The 26,279-nt window shown below is 76.0% G+C and carries 27 protein-coding genes; 13 read left to right on the top strand and 14 right to left on the bottom strand.

Annotated features, from left to right (window positions below; genetic code table 11):
- The first annotated feature begins 2 nt into the window (after nt 1-2).
- On the top strand, nt 3-1,157 hold the full coding sequence (locus tag ABTX81_RS14090; protein WP_350544314.1) for an AI-2E family transporter: 1,155 nt from the start codon (nt 3-5) through the stop codon (nt 1,155-1,157).
- A gap of 18 nt (nt 1,158-1,175) precedes the next feature.
- Here ABTX81_RS14090 and ABTX81_RS14095 read toward each other — a convergent pair whose 3' ends face one another.
- Nucleotides 1,176-2,027 carry a LysR family transcriptional regulator gene (locus ABTX81_RS14095; protein ID WP_350544316.1) on the bottom strand — a complete coding sequence of 284 codons (852 nt, stop codon included), beginning with the start codon at nt 2,025-2,027 and terminating at the stop codon, nt 1,176-1,178.
- 81 nt (nt 2,028-2,108) lie between these two features.
- On the opposite strand from ABTX81_RS14095, the gene ABTX81_RS14100 reads away from it, so the two are divergent.
- Complete coding sequence (locus ABTX81_RS14100; RefSeq protein ID WP_350544319.1) at nt 2,109-2,594, top strand: cupin domain-containing protein; 486 nt, start codon at nt 2,109-2,111, stop codon at nt 2,592-2,594.
- 88 nt (nt 2,595-2,682) lie between these two features.
- Nucleotides 2,683-3,042, top strand: coding sequence for a DoxX family protein (locus ABTX81_RS14105; RefSeq protein WP_350544321.1), 360 nt, complete (start codon nt 2,683-2,685; stop codon nt 3,040-3,042).
- A 27-nt stretch (nt 3,043-3,069) separates the two neighbouring features.
- Here the strand turns inward: ABTX81_RS14105 and ABTX81_RS14110 are convergent, their stop codons facing one another.
- On the bottom strand, nt 3,070-4,383 hold the full coding sequence (locus tag ABTX81_RS14110) for a cytochrome P450 (protein ID WP_350544324.1): 1,314 nt from the start codon (nt 4,381-4,383) through the stop codon (nt 3,070-3,072).
- Nucleotides 4,384-4,502: 119 nt separating this feature from the next.
- Between ABTX81_RS14110 and ABTX81_RS14115 the strand changes: the two genes are divergently transcribed.
- Complete coding sequence (locus ABTX81_RS14115) at nt 4,503-5,123, top strand: L-threonylcarbamoyladenylate synthase (RefSeq protein ID WP_350544327.1); 621 nt, start codon at nt 4,503-4,505, stop codon at nt 5,121-5,123.
- Nucleotides 5,124-5,198: 75 nt separating this feature from the next.
- Here the strand turns inward: ABTX81_RS14115 and ABTX81_RS14120 are convergent, their stop codons facing one another.
- On the bottom strand, nt 5,199-5,729 hold the full coding sequence (locus tag ABTX81_RS14120) for a universal stress protein (protein ID WP_350544330.1): 531 nt from the start codon (nt 5,727-5,729) through the stop codon (nt 5,199-5,201).
- A 178-nt stretch (nt 5,730-5,907) separates the two neighbouring features.
- Between ABTX81_RS14120 and ABTX81_RS14125 the strand changes: the two genes are divergently transcribed.
- Nucleotides 5,908-6,546 (top strand): DUF4291 domain-containing protein, encoded by a 639-nt coding sequence (locus ABTX81_RS14125; RefSeq protein ID WP_350544332.1) that lies wholly within the window; start codon nt 5,908-5,910, stop codon nt 6,544-6,546.
- A 24-nt stretch (nt 6,547-6,570) separates the two neighbouring features.
- Here the strand turns inward: ABTX81_RS14125 and ABTX81_RS39645 are convergent, their stop codons facing one another.
- Complete coding sequence (locus ABTX81_RS39645; RefSeq protein ID WP_502892775.1) at nt 6,571-6,894, bottom strand: hypothetical protein; 324 nt, start codon at nt 6,892-6,894, stop codon at nt 6,571-6,573.
- A 60-nt stretch (nt 6,895-6,954) separates the two neighbouring features.
- Here ABTX81_RS39645 and ABTX81_RS14135 point away from each other — a divergent pair, with 60 nt between their 5' ends.
- On the top strand, nt 6,955-7,665 hold the full coding sequence (locus tag ABTX81_RS14135) for a rhomboid-like protein (protein ID WP_350544334.1): 711 nt from the start codon (nt 6,955-6,957) through the stop codon (nt 7,663-7,665).
- Here ABTX81_RS14135 and ABTX81_RS14140 read toward each other — a convergent pair.
- The 8 genes from ABTX81_RS14140 to ABTX81_RS14175 form a co-directional block, all read right to left on the bottom strand.
- A complete protein-coding gene (locus ABTX81_RS14140) occupies nt 7,638-8,294 on the bottom strand; it encodes a LuxR C-terminal-related transcriptional regulator (RefSeq protein ID WP_350544337.1) in 657 nt (218 codons plus the stop codon). The two genes, ABTX81_RS14135 and ABTX81_RS14140, sit on opposite strands and share 28 nt — an antisense overlap.
- Entirely contained in the window at nt 8,258-9,577 is a 1,320-nt protein-coding gene (locus ABTX81_RS14145; RefSeq protein ID WP_350544339.1) for a sensor histidine kinase, read from the bottom strand. Before ABTX81_RS14145 ends, ABTX81_RS14140 begins: the two co-directional genes overlap by 37 nt.
- A 70-nt stretch (nt 9,578-9,647) precedes the next feature.
- The gene (locus tag ABTX81_RS14150; protein ID WP_350544342.1) at nt 9,648-11,639 is read right to left on the bottom strand and encodes a hypothetical protein; all 1,992 of its coding nucleotides are present in this window, start codon (nt 11,637-11,639) and stop codon (nt 9,648-9,650) included.
- Nucleotides 11,624-12,415, bottom strand: a complete 792-nt coding sequence (locus ABTX81_RS14155; protein ID WP_350544345.1) for an ABC transporter ATP-binding protein — start codon at nt 12,413-12,415, stop codon at nt 11,624-11,626. The genes ABTX81_RS14150 and ABTX81_RS14155 overlap by 16 nt, the downstream gene beginning before the upstream one ends.
- Before the next feature lie 272 nt (nt 12,416-12,687).
- On the bottom strand, nt 12,688-15,396 hold the full coding sequence (locus tag ABTX81_RS14160) for a DUF6493 family protein (protein ID WP_350544347.1): 2,709 nt from the start codon (nt 15,394-15,396) through the stop codon (nt 12,688-12,690).
- Nucleotides 15,397-15,533: 137 nt separating this feature from the next.
- The gene (locus tag ABTX81_RS14165) at nt 15,534-16,934 is read right to left on the bottom strand and encodes an amino acid permease (RefSeq protein ID WP_350544349.1); all 1,401 of its coding nucleotides are present in this window, start codon (nt 16,932-16,934) and stop codon (nt 15,534-15,536) included.
- A gap of 219 nt (nt 16,935-17,153) precedes the next feature.
- Nucleotides 17,154-17,366 (bottom strand): DUF5988 family protein, encoded by a 213-nt coding sequence (locus ABTX81_RS14170; protein WP_350544352.1) that lies wholly within the window; start codon nt 17,364-17,366, stop codon nt 17,154-17,156.
- A gap of 184 nt (nt 17,367-17,550) precedes the next feature.
- On the bottom strand, nt 17,551-18,834 hold the full coding sequence (locus ABTX81_RS14175) for a PA0049 C-terminal domain-containing protein (protein WP_350544354.1): 1,284 nt from the start codon (nt 18,832-18,834) through the stop codon (nt 17,551-17,553).
- Nucleotides 18,835-19,017: 183 nt separating this feature from the next.
- Here ABTX81_RS14175 and ABTX81_RS14180 point away from each other — a divergent pair, with 183 nt between their 5' ends.
- A complete protein-coding gene (locus tag ABTX81_RS14180) occupies nt 19,018-19,629 on the top strand; it encodes a TIGR03086 family metal-binding protein (protein ID WP_350544356.1) in 612 nt (203 codons plus the stop codon).
- 89 nt (nt 19,630-19,718) lie between these two features.
- Here the strand turns inward: ABTX81_RS14180 and ABTX81_RS14185 are convergent, their stop codons facing one another.
- Complete coding sequence (locus tag ABTX81_RS14185) at nt 19,719-20,195, bottom strand: carboxymuconolactone decarboxylase family protein (protein WP_350544593.1); 477 nt, start codon at nt 20,193-20,195, stop codon at nt 19,719-19,721.
- On the opposite strand from ABTX81_RS14185, the gene ABTX81_RS14190 reads away from it, so the two are divergent.
- The 3 genes from ABTX81_RS14190 (at nt 20,143) to ABTX81_RS14200 (ending at nt 22,236) form a co-directional block, all read left to right on the top strand.
- Nucleotides 20,143-20,301, top strand: coding sequence for a hypothetical protein (locus ABTX81_RS14190; RefSeq protein ID WP_350544598.1), 159 nt, complete (start codon nt 20,143-20,145; stop codon nt 20,299-20,301). The two genes, ABTX81_RS14185 and ABTX81_RS14190, sit on opposite strands and share 53 nt — an antisense overlap.
- Before the next feature lie 198 nt (nt 20,302-20,499).
- Nucleotides 20,500-20,793: an SH3 domain-containing protein gene (locus ABTX81_RS14195; RefSeq protein ID WP_350544358.1), complete on the top strand. Its 294-nt coding sequence runs from the start codon at nt 20,500-20,502 to the stop codon at nt 20,791-20,793.
- Between the two features lie 186 nt (nt 20,794-20,979).
- Nucleotides 20,980-22,236 carry an MFS transporter gene (locus ABTX81_RS14200; protein ID WP_350544360.1) on the top strand — a complete coding sequence of 419 codons (1,257 nt, stop codon included), beginning with the start codon at nt 20,980-20,982 and terminating at the stop codon, nt 22,234-22,236.
- Here ABTX81_RS14200 and ABTX81_RS14205 read toward each other — a convergent pair.
- Nucleotides 22,220-22,540 (bottom strand): hypothetical protein, encoded by a 321-nt coding sequence (locus ABTX81_RS14205; protein ID WP_350544362.1) that lies wholly within the window; start codon nt 22,538-22,540, stop codon nt 22,220-22,222. The two genes, ABTX81_RS14200 and ABTX81_RS14205, sit on opposite strands and share 17 nt — an antisense overlap.
- A 361-nt stretch (nt 22,541-22,901) precedes the next feature.
- Here ABTX81_RS14205 and ABTX81_RS14210 point away from each other — a divergent pair, with 361 nt between their 5' ends.
- Genes ABTX81_RS14210 through ABTX81_RS14220 form a run of 3 tightly spaced genes read left to right on the top strand, consistent with a single transcriptional unit; the run spans nt 22,902 to nt 25,790 of the window.
- On the top strand, nt 22,902-23,840 hold the full coding sequence (locus tag ABTX81_RS14210) for a helix-turn-helix domain-containing protein (RefSeq protein WP_350544365.1): 939 nt from the start codon (nt 22,902-22,904) through the stop codon (nt 23,838-23,840).
- Nucleotides 23,821-24,516 (top strand): hypothetical protein, encoded by a 696-nt coding sequence (locus ABTX81_RS14215; RefSeq protein WP_350544368.1) that lies wholly within the window; start codon nt 23,821-23,823, stop codon nt 24,514-24,516. Before ABTX81_RS14210 ends, ABTX81_RS14215 begins: the two co-directional genes overlap by 20 nt.
- A complete protein-coding gene (locus ABTX81_RS14220; protein ID WP_350544370.1) occupies nt 24,513-25,790 on the top strand; it encodes a nucleotidyl transferase AbiEii/AbiGii toxin family protein in 1,278 nt (425 codons plus the stop codon). Before ABTX81_RS14215 ends, ABTX81_RS14220 begins: the two co-directional genes overlap by 4 nt.
- Nucleotides 25,791-26,279: the final 489 nt, after the last annotated feature.

A 26,279-nucleotide genomic window follows, 5' to 3' on the forward strand; every position in this document is an offset into this window, starting at 1 on the left:
CCATGACCGCGGGACGCGGGCGCGCGCGGCGTCCGGGCAGGACCGGCAGGCCGAGCAGGCCCGGTCCGGCCTTTCGCGCCGGGCCGGACCGGGCCGCCGCCCGCGCCCGCGGCGGCGAGCGGGTGCCGCCGGGGCTGCGGACCGCCGCCGGGTACGCCTGGCGGCTGGTCGCGATCGGCGTGGCCGCCTATCTCGCCGTCAGCGTCCTCACCCGGCTCGAACTGCCGGTGATCGCCCTGTTCCTGGCGCTGGTCATCACCTCCGTGCTGCGCCCGCCGGTCGACCTGCTGGCCCGGGGGATGCCCCGCTCGCTCGCCGTCCTGCTCGCCCTCGTCGGCTCGGTCGCCCTCGTCGGCGGGATCCTCGCCCTGGTCTGGACGACCGTCGCCGCCGAATGGGGCAGGCTGGGCGACGAGCTGCACGGCGGCCTCGGCCGGATCGACCGCTGGCTCACCGGCGCCCCGTTCCACCTGCACCCCGGCACGGCCACCGATCTCAAGGCCCGGATCGGCGACTTCGTCGCCACCCACCGCTCCATGCTGCTCAGCACCGCCCTCAGCGGCGCCGGGCGGGCCGTCGAACTGCTCACCGGGCTGGCGCTCGCGGTGTTCTGCTCGGTCTTCTTCCTGCACTCCGGCGACCGGATGTGGACCTGGGCGCAGCACCAGTTCCCGGCCCGCGCCCGACCGGTGTGGGAGCGGGCGGGCCACGCCGCCTGGCACACCTTCGCCGGCTACACCCGCGGCGTGCTGATCGTCGCGGCGACCAACGCCGTCCTGGTCGGCATCGCCCTCGCCGTCCTCGGGGTGCCACTGGTGCTGCCGCTGGTCGTCCTGGAGTTCGTCGCCACCCTGATCCCGCTGATCGGCTCCCCGATCGCCCTGGCCATCGCCTCGCTGGTCGCCCTGGCCGCCCGGGGCCCGGTGGTGGCCCTGCTGGTCCTCGGCCTGATCGTGGTGATCGGCCAGATCGAGGGCCACCTCCTGCACCCCCTGGTGCTCGGCTGGTCCGTCCGCATCCATCCGGTCGCCGTCGCCCTCTCCGTCACCGGCGGCGCCGTCCTCGGCGGCGTCCTCGGCGCGATGGTCGCCGTCCCCGTGGTCTCCGTGGCCTGGGCGGTGATCAACGCCCTCCGCCACGACGCCCCCGAGGACTGAGCCGCCGGCGGTCCGCGTTCAGTGCCGGTACGCGGCCGTCGCGATCTCGACGAAGGACCGGATCAGCGGGTTGGTGTCGCCCTCGTTCCACACCGCCACCACATGGCTCGGGGGCATGTCGAGCAGGGGCACCACCGCCAGCTCCGGGGGCAGGTCGTGTCCGAGCGGGGCCAGGCCGACCGTGCCGTTCCACAGCACGGTCTGCAGGCATTCCTGGACGGCGCGCACCACCGGGCCCTCCCTCGGCCTGCCGCCGTTCCAGTACGACTGCCAGCGGGGGTCGGTGCCCCGTGGGAACTGGAACCAGCGGCGGTCGCCCAGCTCGGCCAGCCGCAAGCCGTCGCGGCGGGCCAGCGGATCGTCGGCGCGCAGGACCACGCCGACCGGATCGCTCCGCAGCGCACGCGTCGTCAGGGCGGTCCGGTCGAACGGCGCCCGGGTCAGCGCGACGTCGACCAGTCCGGCGCGCAGCCCGCAGGTCGGATCGGTCAGGTCGGTCTCGCGGACCCGGATGTCGATGCCGGGGTGACGGCGGCGGTAGGCGGCGGCCAGCCGGGCCACGCCCGGATCGGTGCCGTCGCCCAGGATGCCGATGGTGAGGGTCCCGACGCCGGCCGCCGCGCTCACCCGGACCCGGACCCGGTCGGCGTGGTCGAGCAGGGCCCGCGCTTCGTCGAGCAGCACCGCGCCCACCTCGGTGAGCGTGACGCCGGTGGGCGAGCGGGTGAACAGCAGGGCCCCGGCCTCGGTCTCCAGCCGCTTGATCGCCCGGCTCAGCGGCGGCTGGCTCATGTGCAGTCGGGTGGCGGCCCGGCCGAAGTGGAGTTCCTCGGCGACCGCCACGAAGTAGCGCAAGGTCCGTAGCTCCACGGTGCCACGATACCCACGCGGTATCGGCTCCGCGGGACGGGTCTTGGACGCCGGCGAGCCCCCGGCGGTGCACTGGTGGGCATGACCGAAGAAGCGAAGACCAGCCGGCCCGAACAGGCCGACCCCGCCGTCTCGGTGGTGGGTCCCGGGGACGGCGGGACGATCGTTCTGGGCACCACCCGGATGCGCGTCCTGGAGGACGGCAGCCACACCGGGCACCGTCTCGCGATCGCCGAGTCCGTCCTCGCCCCGCACACCCAGGGCCCTCCGCAGCACCGCCACGCCCGACACGACGAGGGCTTCTACATCCTCTCCGGCACCGTGCGGTTCACCGTCGGGGACGAGGAGCACGACGCCACCGCGGGCACGCTGGTGATGGTTCCGCCCGGCACCCCGCACACCTTCGCCAACGCGACCGACCGGCCCGCCGTCCTGCTCAGCACCTTCACCCCCGACCTGTACGTGCAGTACTTCCGGGACCTCCAGGAGGTGCTCGCCGCCGGCCGGCCGCTGACGCCGCAGGCCTCCATCGACGCGATGCGCCGCTACGCGACCGGGCCCGCCTGATGCCGCCGGTACGGCACGGCACGGCCGTCCTCCTCTCCCCCGTCGCCTTCCTCCTCGACCTCGACCTCGTCCTCGACCGGCAGGAACCATGAACCTCGCCTACGGCATCGTGGCGGCTCCGCTCGCCCTCTTCTACGTCTACGCGGGCACGCTGAAGGCGACCCGCGGCCGCGATCGGCTCCGGCCGATGATGGCCTGGGTCGACCGCGTGCCCCTGCCGGCCCTCAGGGCGCTGGGGACGGTCGAGGTGCTCGGCGCGACCGGCCTGATCCTGCCGCCGCTGACCGGTGTCGCTCCCTGGCTGGCGCCGGCCGCGGCCATCGGCTTCGTGCTCCTGCAGGCCGGCGCGATCGCCGTCCACCTGACCGGCGCGGACCGCCGGATCGCCCTCAACGCCGCGCTCATCGCCACCGCCGCCGTGACCGTCCTGCTGGCCACCGGGCTCTGATCGCGCACCGGCCCGCGCCGGCGGCGCTCAGGGGCCGACCCCGCTCCGCCAGCGGACGGGGAGGTCCTTCAGCCCGTTCTGGAAGTTGGAGACCAGCCGCTTCGGCGGCGGGCCCGGGGCGGCTTCCAGGCCGGGCAGGGTGAGCAGCCGGCGCAGCAACGCCGTCAGCTGCAGCCGGGCGAGCTGGGCGCCGAGGCAGAAGTGCGGGCCGTGGCCGAAGCTGACGTGGTCGTTGGGGCTGCGGGTGATGTCGAACCGGTCGGGGTCGGGGAACACCGTCTCGTCGCGGTTGGCGGAGGCGTGGTAGACGACCACCTTGTCGCCGGCGCGGACCGGAGTTCCGGCAAGTTCGACGTCCCGGGTGGCGGTGCGCCGGAACTCCAGGACCGGCGGCCAGTGGCGCAGCATCTCCTCGACGGCGGAGGCGGTCAGTTCGGGCCGGGCGAGCAGCAGCCGGTGCTGGTCGGGGTGGCCGAGCAGGGTGTGCAGTCCGCCGGGCAGAGCGTTGCGCACGGTCTCGTTCCCGGCGACGGCGAACAGGAAGAACATCGTCTCGAACTCGGCGGTGCTCAGTCCGGCGTCCCGCATGCGGGCCACGATGCTGCCGGGCGGGGGCTGTTCGGCGAGGGCGTGGGCATAGGCGAACATGTCGGCGAGGGCGGCGCGGGAGCGCGGGTTGACGGGGCGGCCGTCCGGGGCGGTGCGGGCGGTGGGGCGGTGGGCCAGTGCCGCGCGCCCCAGGTCGGTGAGGGCGGAGGGGTCGGCGGTGCGGGAGTCGGCGTGGTCGCTGTCCTGGTAGCCGATCACCCGGTTCGACCAGTCGACCAGCAGCTGCCGGTCCTGGTCCGGCACGCCCAGGATCCGGGCCAGGGTCCGGACCGGCAGGTCGGCGGCGAGCGGGACGAGGTCGGCCTCGCCCAGCGGACGGACCTCGGCGACCAGGTGCGCCGCGCGCTCCTCGACGGCGGCCGTCAGTTCGCGCAGGGCGCGCGGGGTGAAGGCCGCCGCGACGATGCGGCGCAGCCGGGAGTGGTCCGGCGGGTCCTGGTTGAGCATCATGGTGCGGGCGAAGTCCAGGTCGGCCGCGGAGTCGGGGTCGCGGATCTGGGTGGCGCCGAGCTGCGAGGAGAACAGCCCGGGCGTGCGCAGGACGTGCTTGACGTCGGCGTGCCGCAGGACCGCCCAGTAGCCGGGTCCGGCCGGCCAGTCACCGACCGGCGGCTCCTCGACCCACCAGAGCGGGGCCGTCGTCCGCAGTTCCCGGAACAGGTCGTAGGGCACGTCCCCGGCGTAGGTCCCGGGGAGGAAGATCCGGTTCACTCGAGCCTGGTCGAAACCCATACCGACGGACCGTACGCGACCACCCCGGCGGCCCACCAGCACCCGGGTCGGGCCGGCGCCCGAGCGGCGGGCTGCGGCGGCTGCGCCCGACGGCCGCCGGGATCCCGTAGGGTCGGCCAATGGCCAAGTACTTCGACGTGCATCCCGAGTCTCCCCAGCCGCGCACCATCGGCACGGTGGCCGCCAGTCTCAGGTCCGGGGCCCTCATCGCGTACCCGACCGACTCCTGCTTCGCGCTGGGCTGCCAGTTGGACAACCGGGAGGGCCTGGAGCGGATCCGGTCGATCCGGCGGCTCGACGAGCGCCACCACTTCACCCTGATGTGCGTGGACTTCGCGCAGCTGGGGCAGTTCGCCCAGCTCGACAACAACGTCTTCCGTGCCGTCAAGGCGGCCACCCCGGGCAGCTACACGTTCATCCTGCCCGCCACCAAGGAGGTGCCCCGCCGGCTGATGCACCCGAAGAAGAAGACGGTGGGGGTCCGGATCCCCGACCACGCCGTCACCCGGGCGCTGCTCGCCGAACTCGGCGAGCCGCTGGTCTCCAGCACCCTGCTGCTCCCCGGTGACGAGGAGCCGATGACCCAGGGGTGGGAGATCAAGGAGCGCCTGGACCACGTGCTGGACGCGGTGGTGGACTCGGGCGACTGCGGCACGGAGCCGACGACGGTGGTCGACTTCTCCGGGGGCGGGCCGGAGATCGTCCGGCGGGGCGCCGGGGACGTCACCCGCTTCGAGTGACGCCCCGGGCGTGAGCGGGGATCGGGCCGCTCGGGCCGCTCGGGTGGTCCGGGCGGTTCGGGCGGTCCGGGCAGCTCAGGCGGCGACGAGGTGGTTGAGTTCGCGCAGGTCGACGCCGCGGCGCAGGGCACGCAGGTCGGCCTGGAGCTCGGACGGCGGGACGGCCAGGACGGTGCAGCGGGCGTGGGCCAGGCAGTAGCGGCTGACCGAACCGCCCTGGAACAGGCGGCGCACGGTGGTGCGCAGGGCGCCGTGCCGGCCCGCGCCGACCACCAGCAGGTCGTCCGGCCGGTCGGCCAGCGCGGTGAGCACCGGGCCGACCTCGCCGCGCACCACCAGGGGCTCGACCCGGACGCCGGCCGGGAGGCCGCCGAACGCCTCCCGCAGCGCCTGGTCCATGCGGGCGTCGGCCATGTCCTGCCAGGCGCGGAGCAGCGAGGGGCAGGGGCGCAGCCGGTAGTTGTACTCGCCGCCGGCCGGGGTCCAGGCGAGCACGGGCACCAGGACGGCGCCCCGGTCCCGCGCCTCGTCCGCCGCCCGGTGCAGGGCGGTCAGGCTGTGCAACGATCCGCTGACTCCGACGATGACGCGCGCGCCGTCCGACATGATCCTTCGCTTTCCGGTGTTCGATCCGCTGATTGCTTACGGATTATGGTTCCACAGCGCAGATAGGCCTGCAAATCGAAGGCTTTAACTGTATATGGCCTTGCATCGCCCACGCCTACCCGGCCGCCGGGCGGAAATCGGTGGCGGCCTGTGCCGGCCGCGGTCCACCCTGGGCGGCGTGACAGCACAGCAAGGACCGGGCAGCACCGAACCGGGCAGCACCGAGCCGGAACCGAAGCACGGCATCCGCGCCGTCCACACGGCCACCACCGTGACCGTCTACCAGGCGTACCGGCCGGAGATCGGGGTGGCTGCGGCCCGGGACGGGCGCTTCCCCGAGCAGTGGAAGCGCGACCGGATGACGTGGATCAAGCCCTCCTTCCTCTGGATGATGTACCGCTGCGGGTGGGCGACCAAGGAGGGGCAGGAGACCGTGCTCGCCGTGGAGATCGACCGCGCGGGCTTCGCGTGGGCGCTGGAGCGCGCCTGCCTCGCGCACTACGAGCGCGGGCTGCACCCGGACCGGGCGACCTGGCAGCGCCTGCTGAAGCGGGCACCCGCCCGGGTGCAGTGGGACCCCGAACGCGATCTGCACCTGCGCCCGCTGCCGTACCGCTCCCTGCAGCTCGGCCTGGCGGGCGAGGCGGCACGGCGGTACGCCGACGAGTGGACGGTGTCCGTCACCGACGTGACGCCACTGGTGCGGCGGATCCACGGCCATCTGCGCGACGGCGAGGCGGACGCCGCACGGCTGCTGCTGCCGGACGAGCGGCCGTACCCGGTCGCGGAGGGCTCACTGGCCCACCTCCGCGGGTGACCGGCGGGCGGTGGCGGCATACGATCATCGGGTGTCCAAGTCTCGTGATCGCTCGTCAGCGGCCGCCGCGTCGGCCTGCTCTCCCGCGTGGACGTCCTGTGCCACGGACTCCCTGCTGTCCATCGGATCGGCGGGGTCGGTCCTGTCGATCGGCTCCGCCGGGTCGGTGCTCTCGATCGGGTCGGCGGGCAGCGTCCTGTCGATCGGGTCGGCCGGGTCGGTGCTGTCCGTGCTGTCCGCCGGGTCGTGGCTGAGCGTCGGCTCGCTGCTCTCGGCGAACTCGCGCTGGTCGGTGCTGTCCTGGCGTTCCCGGGGCGGGCTGCTGGCCGCCGGCGCGGTGGCGCTCACCGCGGGCGCGGTGCTCGCCGGCGGCGTTCGGCCGCGACGGCGCGCCCGGTAGGGGCGGGGATGCCGGCACGGCCGGCGGTGCGGCGGCAGCCGCTCCGGTCGCTCCCGCCGCTCCGGTCACTGCTGGGCAATCCGGCGTTCTGGTACGTCACCGCGCTGGCCGCGATGTGGCCGGTGCTGCGGCTGCTGCCGGCCGACCGGGTGCGGGCGCTGCGCGCGTGGGCGTCGACCGACCTGGACAACCTGCGGCCCTGGCCGGACGGCCATCCGGTCGGTTCGCTGACGGTGTCGGCGTTCGTCCCGCAGGACACCGTGTGGGTCTGGCCGGTGTTCGCGCTGTCCGTCTTCGGGGTGGTCGGGGCGCTCGGCGGCCGGCGGGCGGTGGCGGTCCTGGCCCTGGTGCACCTGGCGGCGACCGCGCTGACCGAGGGGCTGGTGTGGTGGCGGATCGAACACGGCGCGCTGCCGGCCGAGGCCGCGCACGCCCTGGACACCGGCCCGTCCTATGTGGTGGTCGCGGCGCTGGCGGTGGCGGCCTGCCGGGCCCGCCCGGTGTGGTCGCGGGCGGTGTGGCTGGCGATGCTCGCGGTGGCGGCGCCCAATCTGCTCGGCGGGGTCGCGGACGGCGAGGTCGCCGCCGTGGGACACCTGGTCTCGCTGCTCGCGGGGCTCGCCGTCGCGGCCGCGCACCGGGCGGGGCTGCGGCCGGTGGCCCGCCGGACGGCCGCGGCGCGGGCCCCGGGTCAGTCGGCGCGGGTGCCGTCGAGGTAGGCGAGGACGGCCAGCACCCGGCGGTTGTCGTCGTCGGAGGCTCCGAGGCCGAGCTTCGCGAAGATGCCGGAGGTGTGCTTGCTGACCGCGCCCTCACTGAAGTGCAGCCGCTGGGCGATCGCGGCGTTGGAGCGCCCCTCGGCCATCATCGCCAGCACCTCCCGCTCGCGCGGGGTGAGCAGCGCCAGCGGCCGGTCGTCGGCGTTGCGGGCGAGCAGGCGGGTGATCACCTGCGGGTCCATCACGGTGCCGCCGGAGGCGACGGTGCGCAGCGCGTCCATGAACTGCCCGGCGTTGGAGACCCGGTCCTTGAGCAGATAGCCGACCGCCCCGGCGCCGTCGGCGATCAGCTCGCGCGCGTAGAGCTGCTCGACGTGCTGGGAGAGCACCAGGACGGGCAGGCCCGGTCGGGCCCGGCGGGCCGCGAGGGCGACCTGGAGGCCCTCGTCGGTGAAGGTGGGCGGCAGCCGCACGTCCACCACCGCGACGTCCGGCCGGTGCTCGGCCAGCGCGGCGGCGAGTTCGGGGCCGCTGCCCACCGCCGCGACGATCTCGTGCCCGTGGGCACCGAGCAGCAGGGACAGGCCGTCCCTCAGGAGGTAGAGGTCCTCGGCGAGGACAACGCGCACGGTAGCTCCATGGTCAGCCGGGTCGGCCCGCCCGGCGGGCTGATCAGCGTGAGCGTACCGTCGAACGCCGCCAGCCTGCGCTGGATGCCCCGCAGGCCGGTGCCCCGGCCGGGGTCCGCGCCGCCCCGGCCGTCGTCGGTGACCTCGGCGCGCAGCAGCCCGTCCGCATGGACCAGGTCGACGGCGGCGTGCCGCGCGCCGGCGTGCTTGACCGCGTTGGTCAGCGCCTCGCTGACCGCGTAGTAGACCGCCGACTCCACCGGGGCCTCGGCGCGGCCGGGCAGTTCGGCCCGCACCTCGACGCGCAGCGGCACGTCCAGGGCGAGGGCGCGCAGCCCCTCGGCCAGACCGCGCTCGGCGAGCACCGGCGGGTGGATGCCGCGGACCAGGTCGCGCAGCTCCTGGAGGGCCTGGGTGACGTTCTCCTGGGCCTCCGTCACCACGTCCCTCGCGCGTGCCGGGTCGCGGTCGATCAGCGCGGCGACCGCGCCCAGCCGCAGGCTCACCGCGACCAGCCGGGCCTGGGCGCCGTCGTGCAGGTCGCGCTCGATCCGGCGCAGCTCGGCGGCCTGCGCCTCGGTGACGTCCAGGCGGGTCACGGTCAGCTGCTCGACCCGGCGGGCGAGGCGGGAGCGCTCGGTGGGGCCGAGCAGGGCGCGCGTCCAGTGGCCGTGCAGGCGCAGCGCCGGGCGGGCCAGGGCCGGGCCCGCGGCGGCCAGGGCGAGGCCGAGGGCGGCGGTGAGCCCGGCCGGGAGGCCCATCGGGAGGCCGCGCTCGCTGCCGGACAGCGGGAGGACGACGCACGCGAGAGCGTAGAGGCCGCCGCCGAGCAGCAGCGGCGGGGTGGCGGCGAGGACGCCGCCGGCCACCGGGTTCAGCAGCACCCAGAGGACGTCGCGCCAGGTCGCCGGATCCTTCCAGAGCCAGCGGATGGTGCGTGAGACGCTCGCGAACCAGCGGCTCTTCTGGTAGTCGTGGCCGGTCCAGAACCAGCCGTGCAGGGTGCGTTCGAGCGCCGGACGCGGCAGGTAGGGCGACGGCACCGGCACGCCCGACCACCGGCCGGCGTAGGCCCGGGCGAGTCCGGCGGCCGCGCGGGCGAGCCGGGTGGTGGCGGGGAAGAGCACGAAGAGCCCGAGACCGAACCAGAGCACGAAGCTGCCGATCACGACCACCAGCAGCACCAGTTCGGCGGGGACGACCGCCGTCAGCGCCAGCAGCCGGCCGAGGGCGGCGGTGCGGCTCCGCAGGGCGGCGGGGGCGGCGGGCGGCGTGCCGGTCACCGGTCCTCCGTTCGGTGGTCGCTCGTGGTGGGCGGGCTCCGGAGCGCCGTGGTGACGGTCCCTCGCGCGGTCATGATCCCAGCCGCGCCGACGGGGCCCGGGGGTCGGGGCCGTCGGGGCGGGACGGCCGGGACGGCGGGGACGGCGGGGACGGCCGGGGAGGGCCGTTCAGCCGGTGCGCCACCCGCAGGCAGAACGCGCCGAGCAGAACGAACACCACCGCCAGCGGTATCCCCGCCCCCGCCGGCAGGTAGAGCGCCAGGAACCAGCTGCGCGCGGAGGGCGCGAACAGCTTCAGGGCGAGCGCCACCAGGCCCTGGGGCGCGATCAGCAGGATGCCGCCGGTGGTCAGCAGACCGACCGCCACCGAGCGTCCGCGCGAGAGCCCGGCCGCCGGACCGTCCTCGTCCCCCTCCGCCCCCTCGCCCCGTGCGGGCTCCGCCGTACGGTGGAGGCCCTTGCGCAGCACGTCCAGCAGCTCCGGACCGCGGTCCTCCAGCCGGCGCCGGGCGGCCCGGCCCAGCGCCCACGCGTACAGCGCGCCGGTCAGCAGACCCGCCGGCACCCCGGCCCAGCGCAGCGGCGCGCTGGACAGCAGCGTGCCGGCCAGCACCACGCCGGCTGCGGGCAGGGCGGCGAGCAGTTGCAGCCAGAACGCCGCCAACCCCTGGGCGCGGACGTGTTCGGCGCTCTCGTCGGCGAGGTCGTCGAGCGGACCGCCACCGGGGCGGTCGGGCGACGGGGCGGCGCCGACCACCGACATCAGCGGGATCAGCCCGGCCGCGGCGCCGAGCACGGCCGGCAGCACGGCGAACACCCACGGCCGGACGTCGCCCGGGGCGGCGGGGAGCGCGGCGACCGTCAGCAGCAGCGCCACCGGCGCCGTGACCAGCAGCCAGGCGGCCTGTCGGGCCCGGACGTCGGCCCGGACCGCGCCCGGCACCACCAGGGTCAGCCAGAGCGCGCCCGCGTCCAGCCCGTACAGGTTGACGCAGAACGCCCCGGCGAACAGCGCGGCGACCACACCCGACCACGGCAGCAGCACGTCGTAGCCGTCGAGCAGCGGGAGCAGGCCGGTGAACACGCCCGTCCAGAGCGCGGTCCGCAGGAACCGGGCCCGGCGCGGGTCGCGCCGCCACAGCAGCAGTTCCTTGGCCAGGACCGCGCCCGCCGGAGTGTCCGGGAGCGCCCGGCGCCGGGACCGGGGGCGGTCACGGGCCCGCAGCGGGCGGCTCCCGCCGCCGCGCACCAGCTGCCGGGAGAGCAGCGCCGCCCAGCCCGCCAGGAGCAGGGCGCAGAGGGCGGCCAGCGCACCGAGCGCGGCGGCGGCCGTCGCCCAGTCCGCCCGGCGGGCCGCGTCCACCGCGACCACCGCCCAGCCCGAGGGCAGCACCCGCACGGCCGTGGCGGCCCCGGCCGCCCAGTCGCCGGTGCCGAGCCGGGCCAGGAAGCCGAGCGCGAACCAGCCGGAGTTGAGGCAGGCCATCACCAGGCCGACCAGCAGCGCGGACAGCTCCCAGCCGAGACGGAAGCGCAGCACGCCGCCCAGCGCCTGCGGGGTGAACTTCGCCAGCACCACCACGAAGAGCAGCTGCAGCAGCACGGCGGGCACCGCGACCAGCGCCGCCGCCGGGCCCTGGCGGGCGCCGTAGACGAACAGCCCGCCGAAGGCGACCAGGGCGAGCACCGGGGTGACGCCGACGAAGGCGGCGCCGAGCAGCCCGACGGCCAGGCCGCGCGGGCGCATCGGCACCATCGCGAACCAGGCCGGCCGCAGGGTGGCGTCGCCGCCGGTGACCAGCGGCCCGAGCGCCCACCCCAGGCTCCACAGCAGCTGGCCCAGCGCCAGGACACCGAACCCGGCCTCGGGGGTGGCGTAGTCCGCCAGGCCGAGCAGCGCGGTGCCGACCGCGCCCGCCCCGCCGCACAGCGTGCCGACCACCAGCCCGGCGGCGCGGGGACCGGACATCGACCGCCGCAGGACGGTCATCCTCATACCGGCGAGCACGGTGATCGCGACCCGCCCGCCCGCCGCCGGCGGGACCGTCAGGACGCCAGCCATTCCAGCCCCTCCGCTCCCCCGGTCCGGGCGCCGACCAGCTCGACGAACACGTCCTCCAGCGCCCGCCCGCCCCGCACCTCGGCCACCGTCCCGGCGGCCGCCACCCGGCCCCCGGCGATCACCGCGACGTGGTCGCAGAGGCTCTCCACCAGGGCCATCACATGGCTGGAGAGCACCACCGAGCCGCCGGCCGCGACGAACCGCGTCAGGATGGTCCGGACGGTCGCCGCCGAGACCGGGTCGACCGCCTCGAACGGCTCGTCCAGCACCAGCAGCCAGGGCGCGTGCAGCATCGCGACGGCCAGGCCGATCTTCTTCCGCATCCCCGTGGAGTAGTCGATCACCGCCGTCCCCGCCGCGTCCGTCAACTCCAGCACCGCCAGCAGCTCCTCGGCCCGGGAGTCCACCGTCCGCCCGTCCAGGCCGCGCAGCCGGCCCAGGTACCGCAGCAGCTCCGGACCGGTCAGCCGCTCCGGCAGCGCCAGGCCGTCCGGCAGCACTCCCACCAGCGCCTTGGCGTGCAGCGGGTCGGCCCACACATCGACCCCGAACACCTCCGCCCGCCCGGCGTCCGGCCGCATCAGCCCGACCGCCATCGACAGCGAGGTCGTCTTGCCCGCGCCGTTCGGCCCCACCAGCCCGTAGAACGAGCCGCTCGGCACGGTCAACTCCACGCCGTCCACCGCCCGGTGGGCCCCGAACCGCTTGCTCAACCCCACCAGCCGCAACGCCGCGACACCCGCACCCGCCACCCGCACCACGCCTCCCCGACTCACCGGCCCACCCTCTCCGGGCGGCCCATGAAGAACGCTAGGACGAACACGATCCAGGCGGAATCCACCCCACTCCACACATCACGGTGGGCCCAGCCCCACCCCCGCCCTGCAGCTGCCCTCCGCGGCGAACGGCGTCCACGGGTCCTTCCCCCGGAACCACACCACCCGTGACCCCGGCCCGGAGTTCTGCTCGACCGGGGCCGCACCGGGCAGGGCGACCAGTGCTTCCGGCTCACCGCCGGCCCCGACCCGATGGAGGGGTCGGCGGCCCTTCACGCCGCGAGGATCCTGGCCAGGCGGGCCGCCTCCGTTCGGACGCGGCGGGGGGCGGTGGGGGCGGTCAGGGGGTCGAGGGCGGGGACGGGGATGCGGAGGTCGTCGGCGGCGGCGCAGTCGGCGGCGAGGGTGAGGGCGTCCGCCAGGCCGCGGCGGGCGGGGTCGGGGGCGAGTTCGGTGAGCATCGTGGTGAGCACGGTGAACACCGGGCGGCCCGCGCCGCCGCGGGCGGCGTCGGCGAGGACGGGCAGGAAGCGGTTCGGCTTGGCGACGGACAGCCGCCACAGTGCCGCGAGCCACTCGCCGAGCGCCTCCGGCCGGAGCCGGCCGCGTGCGGTCAGTGTCAGCAGGGCGTCCAGGGCGGCGGTGCGGTGCTCGGCGCGGGCGGCGGTCAGGCCGTGTGCGAGCAGGAGGTGGCTCACCGGCCCGGGTTCGCCCGGGAGGTCCGCGAGCCGGGGCAGCAGGGGGTTGGGGTCGCGGGGGCCCTGATCGCGGACCTGGACCGCCAGTTCGGGCAGGCCGTGCGCGGCGACGGTGTCCGGATGCCAGGGCGCCGTCCAGGGCAGCTGGCCGAGCTGGCCGGCCGACGACCGGAACAGGCCCGCGCTCCAGCCGATCCGGGTGGGGTCGGGCAGGGTGTGGAGCAGCCCGGTGACACCCTCGGACACCGCCGGGGCGGGGGCCAACGGGGCGATGCGCGGAAATGTGTGGGGCGAACCGTCCGGGGCCTCGACATGGAACCCCTCGGGCGCGGGCAGCGGCGCGTCGGACGGCAGCTCGCAGCCGAGTCCGGCGGCCGCCGCGCGGACGGCCGGCAGCGCGTCCGGCGCCACCCGGAGCAGTGCCTGGGCCAGATCGGCGGGCCAGGGACGGGCACCGGCCGCCCGGTGGGCCGCGAGCCGCTCGACGAGCACGGTCGGATCGAGACCGCCGTCGGCGGCGGTGGGAGTGGCGAGCAGCACCGGTACCGGCGCGTCGGCGAGGCCGCACGCCGCTTCCAGGACGCGCAGCGCGGGGATGACGGCGGGGGTGCGCAGCGGGTCCCGGAGGGCGAGCAGTTCGGCCGTGAACGCGGCGGACCGGTGCTCGCGGCCGGTCAGGGCGTCGAGCAGGCAGCCCAGCGTGCCCGTGACGGTGCCGATGCCGTCGAACAGGACCCGGTTCCCGCCGCGGGCCGAGGCGAGCGGGGCGAGCGCGGCACCGAGGGCGGCCGCGTCGCGGTGGTGCTCGGCGACCAGGGCGGCCAGCACCACCTCGAACTCGCCGGGGTCGGGCACCCGGTCGGCCAGCAGGGCGGCCAGCCGCTCGGCGAGCTCGGCCGGCCCGGCGGGGGCCGCCGGGAGGGCGGCGGGCCGCGCGGGCCCCACCGCGGCGGAGGGCTGCGCGGCCGCGGCCGGGGCGGCCAGCAGCTCGGAGGCGTCCGGCCGCAGGGCGGGGCCGAGCCCGGTGGCGGCGACGCGCACGACCTCGGCCGTCGCCGGGTCGGCGGTGTCGGGCAGATGGCGGGCGACGAGCCGCAGCGCGCGCTCCTGGACCGCGGGCGCCGGGTGCGCGAAGGCCACCGCGAGGGCGGGCAGCAGCTCGTCGGCCCCGGCCGGATCGCGCTTGAGCACCGCGTCGGCCCAGCTCAGCTGGACGGTGGCGAGGGCCTTCTCGGGGCGGGCCAGGACGGCGGCCGTGAGCTCGGTGAACCGCTCGGTCGGGAGCCGGGTGCCGATGGACCGCAGCGCCGCCTGGGCGGCCTTCGCGACGGTCGGCGCGCCGTCGGCGGCCAGCCGGACGTGGTCGCGGGACCGGGCGGCGACCTCCTCGGCGTCGGGGGCCAGCGCCTCGTACAGCCGGAGGAAGCCGCGCAGACTGCCGGGCCGGTCGCCGCGCAGCAGCCGGCCGAGGCAGCGGTCGAGCAGTTCGGCGCGGTCGAGCAGCCCCTCCCCCGCCAGCGCGGCGAGCGCCTTGGGCCACTCGTTCTCCGGCCCGGAGCGGGCGGCGTAGGGGTCGGTGAACTCGGCACCGACGTCCGGGAGTTCGAACAGCCGCCGGACGAACTCGGCGAGCCTCGGCTGAGCCCGCAGCCAGGAGAGCAGCGTGTCGTGGTGCGGCACCGGCGGGCGCAGGCCCTGGTCGGCGAACCACTCGGCGATCTCGCGGTAGCGGTGGCGCATCAGCCCGCCCTCGCGCACCCAGCCGATCAGATAGCCGTCGGTGGCGGGCACCTCGGCGCCGGACCAGACGGCCAGACCGTGGGCGATCAGCCAGCGGAAGCGGTCGCCACGGGCCGGCAGCCATTCGGCGAGCAGGACCGCGAGTTCGCGCTGGAACGCCACGTCGCGGTGCGGCAGGAGCAGCACCAGCAGGAGGTCCCGGGGGTCGGCGCCGACGGAACCGCCACCGGACAGCGGCCAGGTGAAGGAGAGCAGCCGCCGCGCGGTGAGCCAGTCCAGGGCCTGAGCCGGGGTGGCGGCGGAGAGGATCCCGGCGAGCTGGAGGGCGGCGAGCTGGTCGTACGCGGCGCTGTAGCGTCGCGGGTCGCCCGAGGAGAGCTCGCGCAGCAGCTCCGTACGGAGCTTGCGCAGCGGCGTGCGCAGCCCGCCCAGCTCGGCCGCGGGCACCGGGGCGAGCCGGTCGATCACCCCCTGCGGCACCCGATCGGCGATGAGCGCCCGCACCTCGTCCCAGCCGATCGCCCCACTCGCGGTGCCGGTCATGGCGCCCCTCCTCCACCCGCTCCGGTTGATGATCGCGAAGCTAGCCGACGCCACCGACAACCGCGCGGCGGTGGCGGCCCGGAACGCCGCTGGGCCCGCACCGGACGGGTGCGGGCCCAGCGGGCGAGTCGTTCGGCTCAGGCGCGGGTGCGGCGGGCGGCGAGGACGGTGTGGACCAGGACGCCGACGAGCAGGAAGAGGACGCCCTGGTAGACGGCGGCGTAGCCGGCGCCGGCGACCAGCCAGGCGGAGAAGGCGAAGGCGCCGAAGGCGAGGGTGAGGTCGCGGGCGAGGCGGGTCGGGGCGACGCGGTCGCGCTCGCCGCTCAGCAGCCAGCGCAGCTGGGCGGCGCTGGAGAGGAGGTAGGGGACGGTCGCGGTGAAGGTGGTGACCAGGACCAGGGTGTCGAAGGCGGCCTTGGCCCCGGAGGCGAAGTCCAGGACGGTGAGCAGCGAGGCGAGCGTGACGCCGGTCAGCACGCCGACGACGGGCACGCCGCGGCGTTCGGTGGCGAAGACGGCGGGGAACAGGCCGTCCTTGGCGGCGGCGTAGGGGGCCTGGGCCGAGAGCAGGGTCCAGCCGTTGAGCGCGCCGGTCATCGAGACCAGGGCGGCGACGGCGACGGCGGTACCGCCCCAGGAACCGCCGAAGACGGCGTTCACCGAGTCGGAGAACGGTGCGGTGGAGTGGACCAGCCGCTCGTGGGCGACGGTGCCGAACACCGCGAGCGTGCCGAGCAGGTAGACGACGGCCGCGCCGACGGTGCCGAGCACGCTGGCCCGGCCGACGTTGCGCTCCGGGTCGCGGACCTGGCCCGCGCTCATCGCGGCCGACTCCACGCCGAGGTAGCTGAAGAGCAGGATCGCGGCGGCGGCCGTCATCCCGCCGAGCCAGCCGTCGCCGGTCGCGTCGAAGGGGCCGAGGTTCGCCGGGTCGAAGGAGCCGAGGCCGGCCACCGCGACGACCACCAGGGGGACGAACTTGAGGACCGTGGCGACGAGTTGGACGGCGCCCACGTACCGGGTGCCGGCCAGGTTGGCGAGCGCGGGCAGCCACTGGACGGCCAGCGCGCAGCCGATGGCGAGCGGGGTGGAGCGGCCGACGGCCGGCCACAGGACGGTGAGGTAGCCGACGGCGGCGACGGCCAGGGCGGCGTTGCTGACCCAGGTGGTGATCCAGTAGGACCAGGCGGCCAGGAAGCCGGCGAAGTCGCCGAAGGCCTCGCGGGCGTAGACGTAGGGGCCGCCGGTGCGCGGGTCGCGGCGCGCGAGCCGGCCGAAGACCAGGGCCAGGGCGATGGCGCCGACGGTGAGCACGGCGAAGGCGAGCAGGCTGACCGTGCCGTACGGGGCCACCGAGGCGGGGATCATGAAGATGCCGCCGCCGATGATGTTGCCCATCACCAGGGCGGTCGCGGTCGGCAGACCGAAGCGGCGGACGGCGGACCGGGACGACGGCGGCGGCGCCGCGGACGACGGCCCCGACGGCGGCGACGGCTCTGGGGGTGCCTGCCGGGTCGCGGCCGGGCTGGTGTGCATGAGGGTGTGGTGCCTTTCCTGCGTCCTGCGCGCTCGGTGGAGCAGACGCCCATGCTCATGCAGGCGGCACCTTGTACCAAATCGGTGGGATTTGTCCGCCGGAGCGGCCCGCCCGCCGGAAAACCTTCGGTCGCGCGGCGGCCGGGCGGGCACTCGTCCCGCACCCTTCACCGGGGGTGCCGGGGGCCGCCCACCCGGCCCCGGCACCCCCGGCGCACGTCACTCGGCGACGAAGGTGTTGCCGCTCCACTCGAAGACGTCCAGCGGCACGCCCTCGTGCACCGCCGTCCGGCCGGTGCGCCGGAAGTGCTCGTACCGGTTGCCGGCGAGGACCTTGACCACGCTCGCACCGGTCGCGACCTCGCGCACGCGCGCGAAGTCCGATCCGGCCGCACCGCCTTCGAGCAGGATGTTCGCCTTCGGCTCCGTCATCGTGCTACCTCCCGGGGGTGGCTTCGCCAGGGATCCCTGACCTGGGCCCCGAACCTACGCAGCCGCCCGCCGCCGGAGAACCCCCTAGCCACCCCTTTCCCTGGGCCGCCACAGCACACGAACGGTCGGTGCACGGCGCGGTGCACGGCGCACCCCCGGGTGGCCGGGGGCCGCCGCGCCGCCGTCAGCCCGCGGCGGTGTGCCGCAGCACCTCCAGGACCTCGCCCGCGATCGCCGCCTCGTTCTGCTCGAAGAGCGGCCCGGTGAGCCGGTCGGTCTGCTCCGGCAGGCCGGTGAGCACCGGCGTGTGCAGGTGGCCGCCCGGCAGTTGCGGGGCGAGCTCCAGGCGCAGCCGGTTGGTGCGGTAGGCGACCTCGTTGGAGAGGTAGCCCCCGCCGCCTCCGGCGACCGCGCGCGAGCCGGGGGTCGGGCCGTCCGCCCGGTCGATCGGGGCACTCGCCCCGGCCGGGATCTCGGTGACGGTGGTGTTCAGCTTGACCGGGAACGGCTGCTGAACGGCCGTCATCGGACCGGTCGGCAGGCTGGTGGCGATGAACTCCGCGCCGGGGCCGAGGCCGGGGGCGGTGACGGGGTGGTAGCGGGTGCCGCCGGAGAGCGCCCCGGCGTTGTCGGTGTAGGGGTCGGCGGAGCGGGCGCGGCCGGCCCAGGCCTCCAGGGTGAACAGTCCGGGGTAGCCCTGGCTGACGGTGGTGATGAGGTCCGCGGAGCGGTGGCCGGGGGCGAGCCGCGGGCCGAACGCGCGCTCGACCATGCCGCGGTCGAAGTCGCCGTAGCGGACCGGGAAGACCACCGCCTGGATCTCGGCGGGGGTGCCGTCGGCGAGGGTGATCCGCCGTCCGTCCAGTTGCAGGACCGCCGAGCCCGAGGGGTTGGCGCGGCGCGGCTCGGCGTCCAGGCCGAACGGGTCGAAGCCGCTCACGAAGATCCGGCGCACACCGTGCCGGGCACCGAACCCGCTGTCGGCCAGCCCGCGCGAGGCGTCCTCGAAGCGCTGCCGCAGCGCCGCCGCGTCGACGGTGAAGTCCGGCTGCCAGCGGGCGAGTCGGATGGTCATGGCGACCCGGGTCCAGTACAGCGGGCGGTCGTCGCCGGCCGGCAGGTCGCCGCCGGGGCGGCGGCCCTGGGCACGGTCGACGCCGGCCCGCCAGAGCGCCTCGCCCCAGGCGTCGACGATCCGGCCGGCCCCGGCGGCGTTGCGTGCGGCGCAGAGCGCGGCGGGGAAGCGGCGGACGAAGTCGCCGAGGCCCCCGCGTTCGGTCAGCGCGGCGGTCCGCGGGTCCGCGGTGCGGGCCTGCTCGGGGTCGAGCGGCGCCGAGTCGACGGTCCGACAGGACGGGCGGCCCGCACGGCCGTCGGCGGCACCGGCGGTGGTGGCGGGGAGGATGGTGGCGGCGAGAGCGCCGATGAGGGTCGCGGTGAGCGCGACCCGGCGCCGGGCGGTCGTCATGGCGTGGACACTACAGTCGCGTCGCCGGGCTTCACCAGAGCGCCCCTCCCCCGCCACGGACGGTCACCGTGCAGGGCGCCGGCCTCCGGAGATCCCCAGCGGAACGGCCCCCGACTCCCCTGGCGAGTCACGCCCCGTAGCGGTTTACTGGGAGTGAGCAGGGCAGGAGACGGAGGCCCGGCGATGGAATGTCCCCACCCACCCGGATTCCACGCTGAGGTCCGCGCACAGTACGCGGCCGCCGGAGCCGAAACGGCCCGGCTGCTGCGCTCGGTGTCCGAGGACCTCTGGACAGCGCCCACCCCGTGCCGCGACTGGGACGTGCGCGCGCTGGTGAACCACCTGGCGGCCCAGCACCTGTGGGTGTGCCAGGCGGTCGCCGGCTACACCCCGCAGCAGATCGGCCACCGCTTCGAGGGCGACGTGCTCGGCCGCAACCCGCAGGGCGTGTGGTCGATGGCGGTGCGCAGCGCCTTGCGCGCGCTCAACCGCCCCGGCGCGCCCGACTTCCTGGTGCACCTGCCGTACGGCCTGCGGGACGCCGGCGGCTACGCCCGGGAGCTGACGGCCGAGACCGTCGTGCACAGCTGGGACCTCTCCCGGGCGCTGGGCGAGCGGGTGCGGATGCCGCCCGGCTCCGCCCGGTACGCGCTCGCCGAGTTCCGCGGCTACCGCGACCTGGCCGGCACCGGCCGCTTCGACCCGCCGCGCGCCGCGCCGCCGGGCGCCGACGCCGAGGGCCTGCTGCTGGCCCTCACCGGCCGCGACCCGGCCTGGTCCACCGACCGGATCTGACGGGCGGGACGGACGCCCCGGACGCCCGGAGCCCGGAGCCCGGACGGACACCCGTCACCGCGGACGCCCGCCCGGCCGATCACCGCGGGTCAGTCGCCCGACCGGTCCTGCGGGTCCGCGAACATCCCGGGCTCGAACGAGCCGCCCTTCTGGTGGACGACGACGTTCATCCGGGTCGCGGCATTGATCAGCGCGATCAGGCAGACCAGCGCGCCGAGCCGGTCGTCGTCGAAGTGCTCGCGCGCCCCGGCCCGGGTCGCGTCGGTGACGCCGTTCCGGTCCAGCACGGTGGCCTCCTCGGTGAGCGCCAGGGCGGCCCGCTCGGCCTCGGTGAACACGGTGCTGTGCCGCCAGGTGGCAACCAGGTGGAGGCGCAGCGCGCTCTCCCCCGCCGCCGCGGCCTCCTTGGTGTGGATGTCGACGCAGAGGCCGCAGCCGTCGAGCCGGCCGACCCGCAGCTGCACCAGCTCGCGCAGCGGCTTCGGCAGGGTGGACTGCTCCAGGACCAGCGCGGTGTTGGAGAAGCGCCCGGCGCTGCTGGTCGACCTCGCCGGGGACGGCGACAGCGTCGTGGCCCTGCGGGTCGACGACGGCCTGATCACCGCCCTCTACATCGTCCGCAGCCCCGCGAAGCTCTCCCGTCCGGCCCGCGAGACCCCGCTCACCCGGTGAGGCCCGCCGCCCCTCGGCCACCCGGGTGCTCCGCTCCGCGGGTCCGGACGAACGGATCGCCGAGAAGGCGCCGGAACGGCCGATCGCGCCGGTCGCTCTCCTAGGCTCGCGGCGCGCGGGCGGGCCGTCGCGGTCACGCTCGCCGGACCTGTGCCGCCGCGGGCCGGGTGGCGTCGACGAGAGAAGAGCGAGGAAGAGATGGGTACACCCAGCGAGCCGTTCGGGACCGTTGTCAGCGAGATCGGAGTCAACATCCGGGAGTTCCCCAGCACCGACTCCTCCATCGTCGGCACGTTCCCCTTCGGCGCCAAGATCGGCCTGCGCTCGAAGGTGCGGGCGCAGAACGTCGACGGCAACGACATCTGGTACCTGCTGCGCGACCGCAACGCCTGGGTCGCGGCCCGGAACGTTGACAACACCGGCGTCGTGAAGTTCGCCAAGGACGTGTCGGGCGGCTCCGGGGTGGCGGCGGACGAGGGGGCCAGGAGCTAGCCGATCCGGCGGCGTCAGGGCGGTGTGCCCCACCCCACCGCCCTGACGTCGCCTCCCCGGTTCCCCACTGCCCGGGCGGTCCGGTGCACGGGACGGTTGATGTCCGATTCACGCCAGCCCGACACCCTTTCCGTTTGGTGGACTTCGGGCGTCGATCACTCACCGTGCCCGGACAGGAACACCGTCATGCCCGACACCGCCCACGCCCCCTCGCGTCCGCTGCCCGCGGGCCGGACCCGGACCCGGACGGGCGGGTGGCCCGCCGTCCTCGCCGTCACCGCCGGGGTCTTCTCCATCGTCACCACCGAGATCCTGCCCGTCGGCCTGCTGACGCCGATCGGCGCGAGCTTCCGGATCTCCGACGGCACCGCCGGGCTGATGATGACCCTCCCCGGCCTGGTCGCCGCCGTGGCCGCGCCCGCGGTCACCGTGGCGACCAGGCGGGCCGACCGGCGCACCATGCTCTGCGCCCTGCTGCTGCTCCTGGCGCTCGCCGACCTGCTGAACGCCGCCGCCCCCGCGTACGGGGCGGTACTGGCGGCCCGGGTGGCGCTCGGGCTGGTGATCGGCGCCTTCTGGTCGATCGGCTCGGGACTCGCCCCGCGCCTGGTGCCGCCGGACCGGCAGGCCCGGGCGAACACGGTGATCTTCACCGCCGTCCCGCTCGGCTCGGTGCTCGGCGTCCCGGCCGGGGTCCTGCTCGGCTCGCTCGCCGGCTGGCGCGCGGCCTTCGCCGCGATGGGCGTGCTCACCCTGCTGGTGCTGGCCGCGCTGCTCGTCTGCCTGCCGCCGCTGGCCCCGCCGGCCACCACCACCGGCCTCGGCGTCCTGCGCGGCCTGCTGGCCGGCCGGGCCACCCGCACCGGCCTGGCGGTGACCTTCCTGATCGTCCTCGCCCACTTCGGCGGCTACACCTACGTCACACCGTTCCTGGCCGACGTCACCCACGCCGGAGCCGGTCTGATCAGCGGACTGCTGCTCGCCTACGGCGCCGCCGGCCTGCTCGGCAACCTGCTCGCCGGCCAGCGCGCCGCCCGCGCCCTGCGCCCGGTGTTCACCGCGGCCGCCGCGCTGCTGGCCGGCGCCACCCTGCTGCTGCCCCTGCTCGGCACCTCCGCCCCCGGCGCCACCGTCCTGCTGCTGCTCTGGGGCGTCGCCTACGGGGCCGTCCCGGTCTGCTCGCTCAACTGGTTCCTCGCCGCCGCCCCGCACACCCCGGAGGCCGCGGGCGTCCTGTTCACCTCCTCCTTCCAGGCCACCATCGGGATCGCCGCGCTGGCCGGCGGCGCCGTCGTCGACCGCACCACGCCGACCACCGTCCTCCTGCTGGCCGGGGCCACCGCCCTGCTCGCCGCCGTCACCGCGCTGCTGACCGCCCCCGCGACGGCCTCCACCGCTACGACCTCCCCCGCTACGACCTCCCCCGCTACGACCTCGCGATGAGCACGCCCACGGGCAGCAGGGTCAGCCCGGCGCTCACCGGCCAGTAGGCCCAGGCCGGTGCGGCGGAGCGCCGTCGCACCGGCCCGTTCGCCAGCCACCAGAGCGCCGCGGACGCCGCCACCACCGGTCCGAAGAGCACCAGCCAGGGCAGCGGGCCGTCGTTCTCCGTCGGCTCCGCCTCCGTCCAACCGATCGCCGCCAGCGGCCAGTTGGCGGCGAAGTACCACAGCATCCAGACCGGCACCACGGCCGGCACGCCCAACAGCAGATTCACGACCGCGGCGGCCGGTGCGTACGTTCGCATCCGGAAAGTATCCCCGGCCCGGGCGGGGCGCCGGCGGGGGCACCGTCCGGGCTGCCCGCACCGACCGCCCGGGACCGGCGGACGGCGGTCGCTCCAGGGGTGGGCGAGTTCGAGGGCATGGGACACCTGGAGGAGCAGATCCTCCCGCCCACGGCGCGGCGCCGAGCCGGACCCCGACCGGCAGCCCGGTGGCCTCGTCGTGGTGGAGGGGCAGCGAGACCGCCGGCTGCCCGGTCACGGTGAGCAGGGAGGCGAACGCCCCCATCGGACAGCAGTTCCGCAGCACCGTCGGCGGATCCGCACCGGTGCCCGCCCGCCAGGGGGCCGCCCGCCTTGGACGAATGTCCCGTAGCCTGACGGCATGCCACCCCTCCGGACGCCACACGCCGCCGCACCGATGTGGGACGTCGCGACTCCCCGGGGCCCCGGCCGGCTCGGGGGCATCGCCATGGCGGGCTTCCGCGCCCTCAGCACCGGCCCGCTCGACCTGGCGGTGGTCCCCTACCCGGCCGTCACCGTGGCCGTCGACCTCGGCGGCGGCCCGTTCGCCGTCGGCGACGCCGGCGGCCGGCAGGAGAGCGGCAGCGTCGCCGTCGGACTCGCGCCGGACGGCCTGCGCGGGCGCGGGAAGGACGTCGAGTGCCTCCAGATCCGGCTGTCGCCGGTGGTCGCGCACGCCGTGCTGGGACCCGCCGCCGACCTCGCCGGGCGGATCGTCCGCCTCGACGACCTGTGGGGCCGCGACGCCGCCCGGACCCAGGAGCAGCTGTGCACCGCCGGTTCCTGGGCCGACCGGTTCGCGATCGCCGAGGCCGCGCTCGCCCGGCGGTACCGGGAAGGGCCCGCCGTCGATCCGGAAGTCGCCTTCGTCTGGCGGCAGTTGGTCACCAACCGGGGTGATGTCCGGATCGAACGGCTGGCGGCCGAGACGGGCTGGAGCCGCAAGCGTCTCGGGATGCGCTTCAGGAGTCAGATCGGCCTGACGCCCAAGCGCGCGGCCCGGCTCGTCCGCTTCGACCACGCGGCCCACCGCCTCGCCGCCGGCCACCGCCCCGCCCTGGTCGCGGCCGAGGCCGGCTACGCCGACCAGTCCCACATGCACCGGGAGGTGGTCGACTTCGCCGGAGCGACGCCGGCGGCCGTCGCGGCCGCCCCCTGGCTCACCGCCGACGCCGACGCCTGGGCCGCCACCCGGGCCACCTGGGGACGCGCCACCGGAGCACCGCCCCGGCCCCCGGCCTGTCCGCACGGTTGTCAGAGGTCCATGGCAGCATGCCGCCATGCTCGCCACCCGTCCTGACCGGCACCCCGACGGCGCCCCGCCCCCGCCCGACCTCCGGGGCGACTTCGAGGTGCACCTCACCGTGCGACCGGGCGCCGCCGAGGCGCTGGCCGCCTGGGCCGCCGACCACGGCCTGAAGTTCACCCACATCCTGCTGGCCCGGGGCGCGGCGCCCTCCCAGCCGATGCTCACCCTGCGCGCGACCGGGCCACTGCGGGAGGTCGCCGCGACGGCCGCCCGGACGGCGCGGCAGCTGGACGGGGCAGGGTTCGCCGTCCTGCGCACCAAGATCGAGGCCACGCCGTGGGCCCACGGTGTCCCGGCCTCGGACGCGGACGCCACCGCGCACGGGCCGGCCCGCTACTTCGAACACCACGTCAAACTGCTGCTGCCCGGGCCCGCCCCGGCGCCGGCGCTCGCCGACCTCGCCGTCCGGCACGACGCCCACCTGTCGCACAACCCGCGCCGGGTGCGCGAGGACGGCCACCACGAGTGGTTCGTCACCCAGCGGTGCCGCCGGGTCGGCCTGGCCACCGCCGGCCACCGCCTGGACGCGCTGCTCGCCGACCTCACCGCCGACGGCCACCGGATCGCCTCCGTGGAACGCGAGTTCGTCGCCGTGGACAGCCATGAGGCACTGGACGCGGGCTGGCTGACCGAGCACGACCGCACCACCGGAGGAGAGAACCGATGACCAAGGAGCAGCCCCTCGCCTGGGAGGGCCTGGAGTACGGGCCGTGGCAGGGCCTCTCGCTGCCCGGGCAGCCCCCGTCGGAGGACGTCCGGGAGGAGCAGGACCTGCCCCGCTCCATCCTGCCGATCGACGACGCCGCGGTGCGCCAGCAGCCGGTCTTCGACCCCGCGCTCGCCGGGTACAGCCGGGCGCTGCGGCCGAGCGAGCCCGTCTTCGACGACCCCGGGCTCGCCGAGCGCTGGCTCGCCGCCCGGCGCGAGGCGCTGACCACCGTGCTGTCCGCCGTCGCCGCCTCGCCGTGGGCCGAGCACCTGGTGCTGCGCGGCAGCGTCCTGCTGCGCGCCTGGTACGGCGAACAGGCCCGGGAGCCGGGCGACCTGGACTTCGTGGTGCAGCCGGTGGACTGGCAGCTGGAGGACCCGCGCACCGAGCGGATGCTCACCGAGCTGGCCGCCGGCGCCGCAGCGCTCTCCGTCGCGGCGGCGCGCCCCGGCGAGGTCCGGCTGCACGCCGACCGGGCCGTCGACGACGACATCTGGACCTACGGCCGGGTCCCCGGACGCCGGCTGGTCCTGCCCTGGACGGCCCCCGGTCTGCCCGGCGGCACCGTCCAGCTGGACTTCGTCTTCACCGAGCACCTGCCCACCGCCCCCGAGCCCTGCGAACTCCCGGGTGTGGACCGCCCGTTGCTCGCCGCCACACAGCAGCTGTCGCTCGCCTGGAAACTCCTCTGGCTGGTCTCGGACAGCCATCCGCAGGGCAAGGACCTCTACGACGCGCTCCTGCTCTCGCGCACCACCGAGCTGCCCCACGCCCTGCTGCGCGAGGTGTTCACCCTGTCCGAGGACTCCTACGCCCGCTGGCCGGTGCTCCCCGAGCAGATCAGCGAACTCGACGTCGACTGGGACGAGTTCGCCAAGGACTACCCCGACTTCGCCGAGCCGGTCGAGGAGTACCCGGCCCAGCTGCTGGCCGGACTCACCGCCACCTTCGCCGGCCGCGGCGAGTACGCGCTGCGGGCGCAGTGGCTCGCGCCGATCATCGGGGAGCTGCGCGAGCTGCTGGCCCAGAAGGGCATGACCGCGGTCCAGCAGTGGATCACCAGGCACCACATGCCCCCGACCAATTCGCTGGTGGTCGTCTGCGAACTGCTGGACGGCGATCTCGCCGCCGCCCGCCGGCTCCTGGGGGACAACGGCCACCCGAACCGGTATCTCCACAACACGGCGGAGGTCGCCGACCGCTACGCCGTCGAGCTGGCGGACACGCCCTGACCGGGGACGGGCAGCACCTCCAGGCGCTGCAGTCCGACGGGCCGGACCACCGGCCGGAGTGCTCGATGGCCTCGCAGCCGTCGTGCTCGAACCGCACGGTCCCGTCGAGTGCCGACTTCCCGTTCGCACAGGCGCCGTAGTCCAGCCCCGGCTCTCCCGCCGGCGGGAACCAGGAGCGGCAGAAGCCGCACTGCTCGCCGTACCACTCGTCCCGGTACTCCGGGTCCTCGGTCCTGCGGTTCCGTCGCGCGACCCAGCGCTCATGGACCGCCTCCATCTCGTCCGGGTCGTCGGCCGGGTGATCACGCCGCGGCGGCCCCGCCGAACCTGTCGGTGGGGCCGCCGTGTTGGAGCGGGGGCCAGTCCGTCATCGGTCGCCCGTTCCGTGCTCCGTCGGTACGGAGCCGGCGGAGGCGGCCGGGCGGCATGGCGGAAGGGGCACCCGGGCGGCACCGGCCGGCGCCGCCAGGAGGACGGCGACGGACCGGG

Source organism: Kitasatospora sp. NPDC097605 (assembly GCF_040302725.1).
Lineage (GTDB): Bacteria > Actinomycetota > Actinomycetes > Streptomycetales > Streptomycetaceae > Kitasatospora.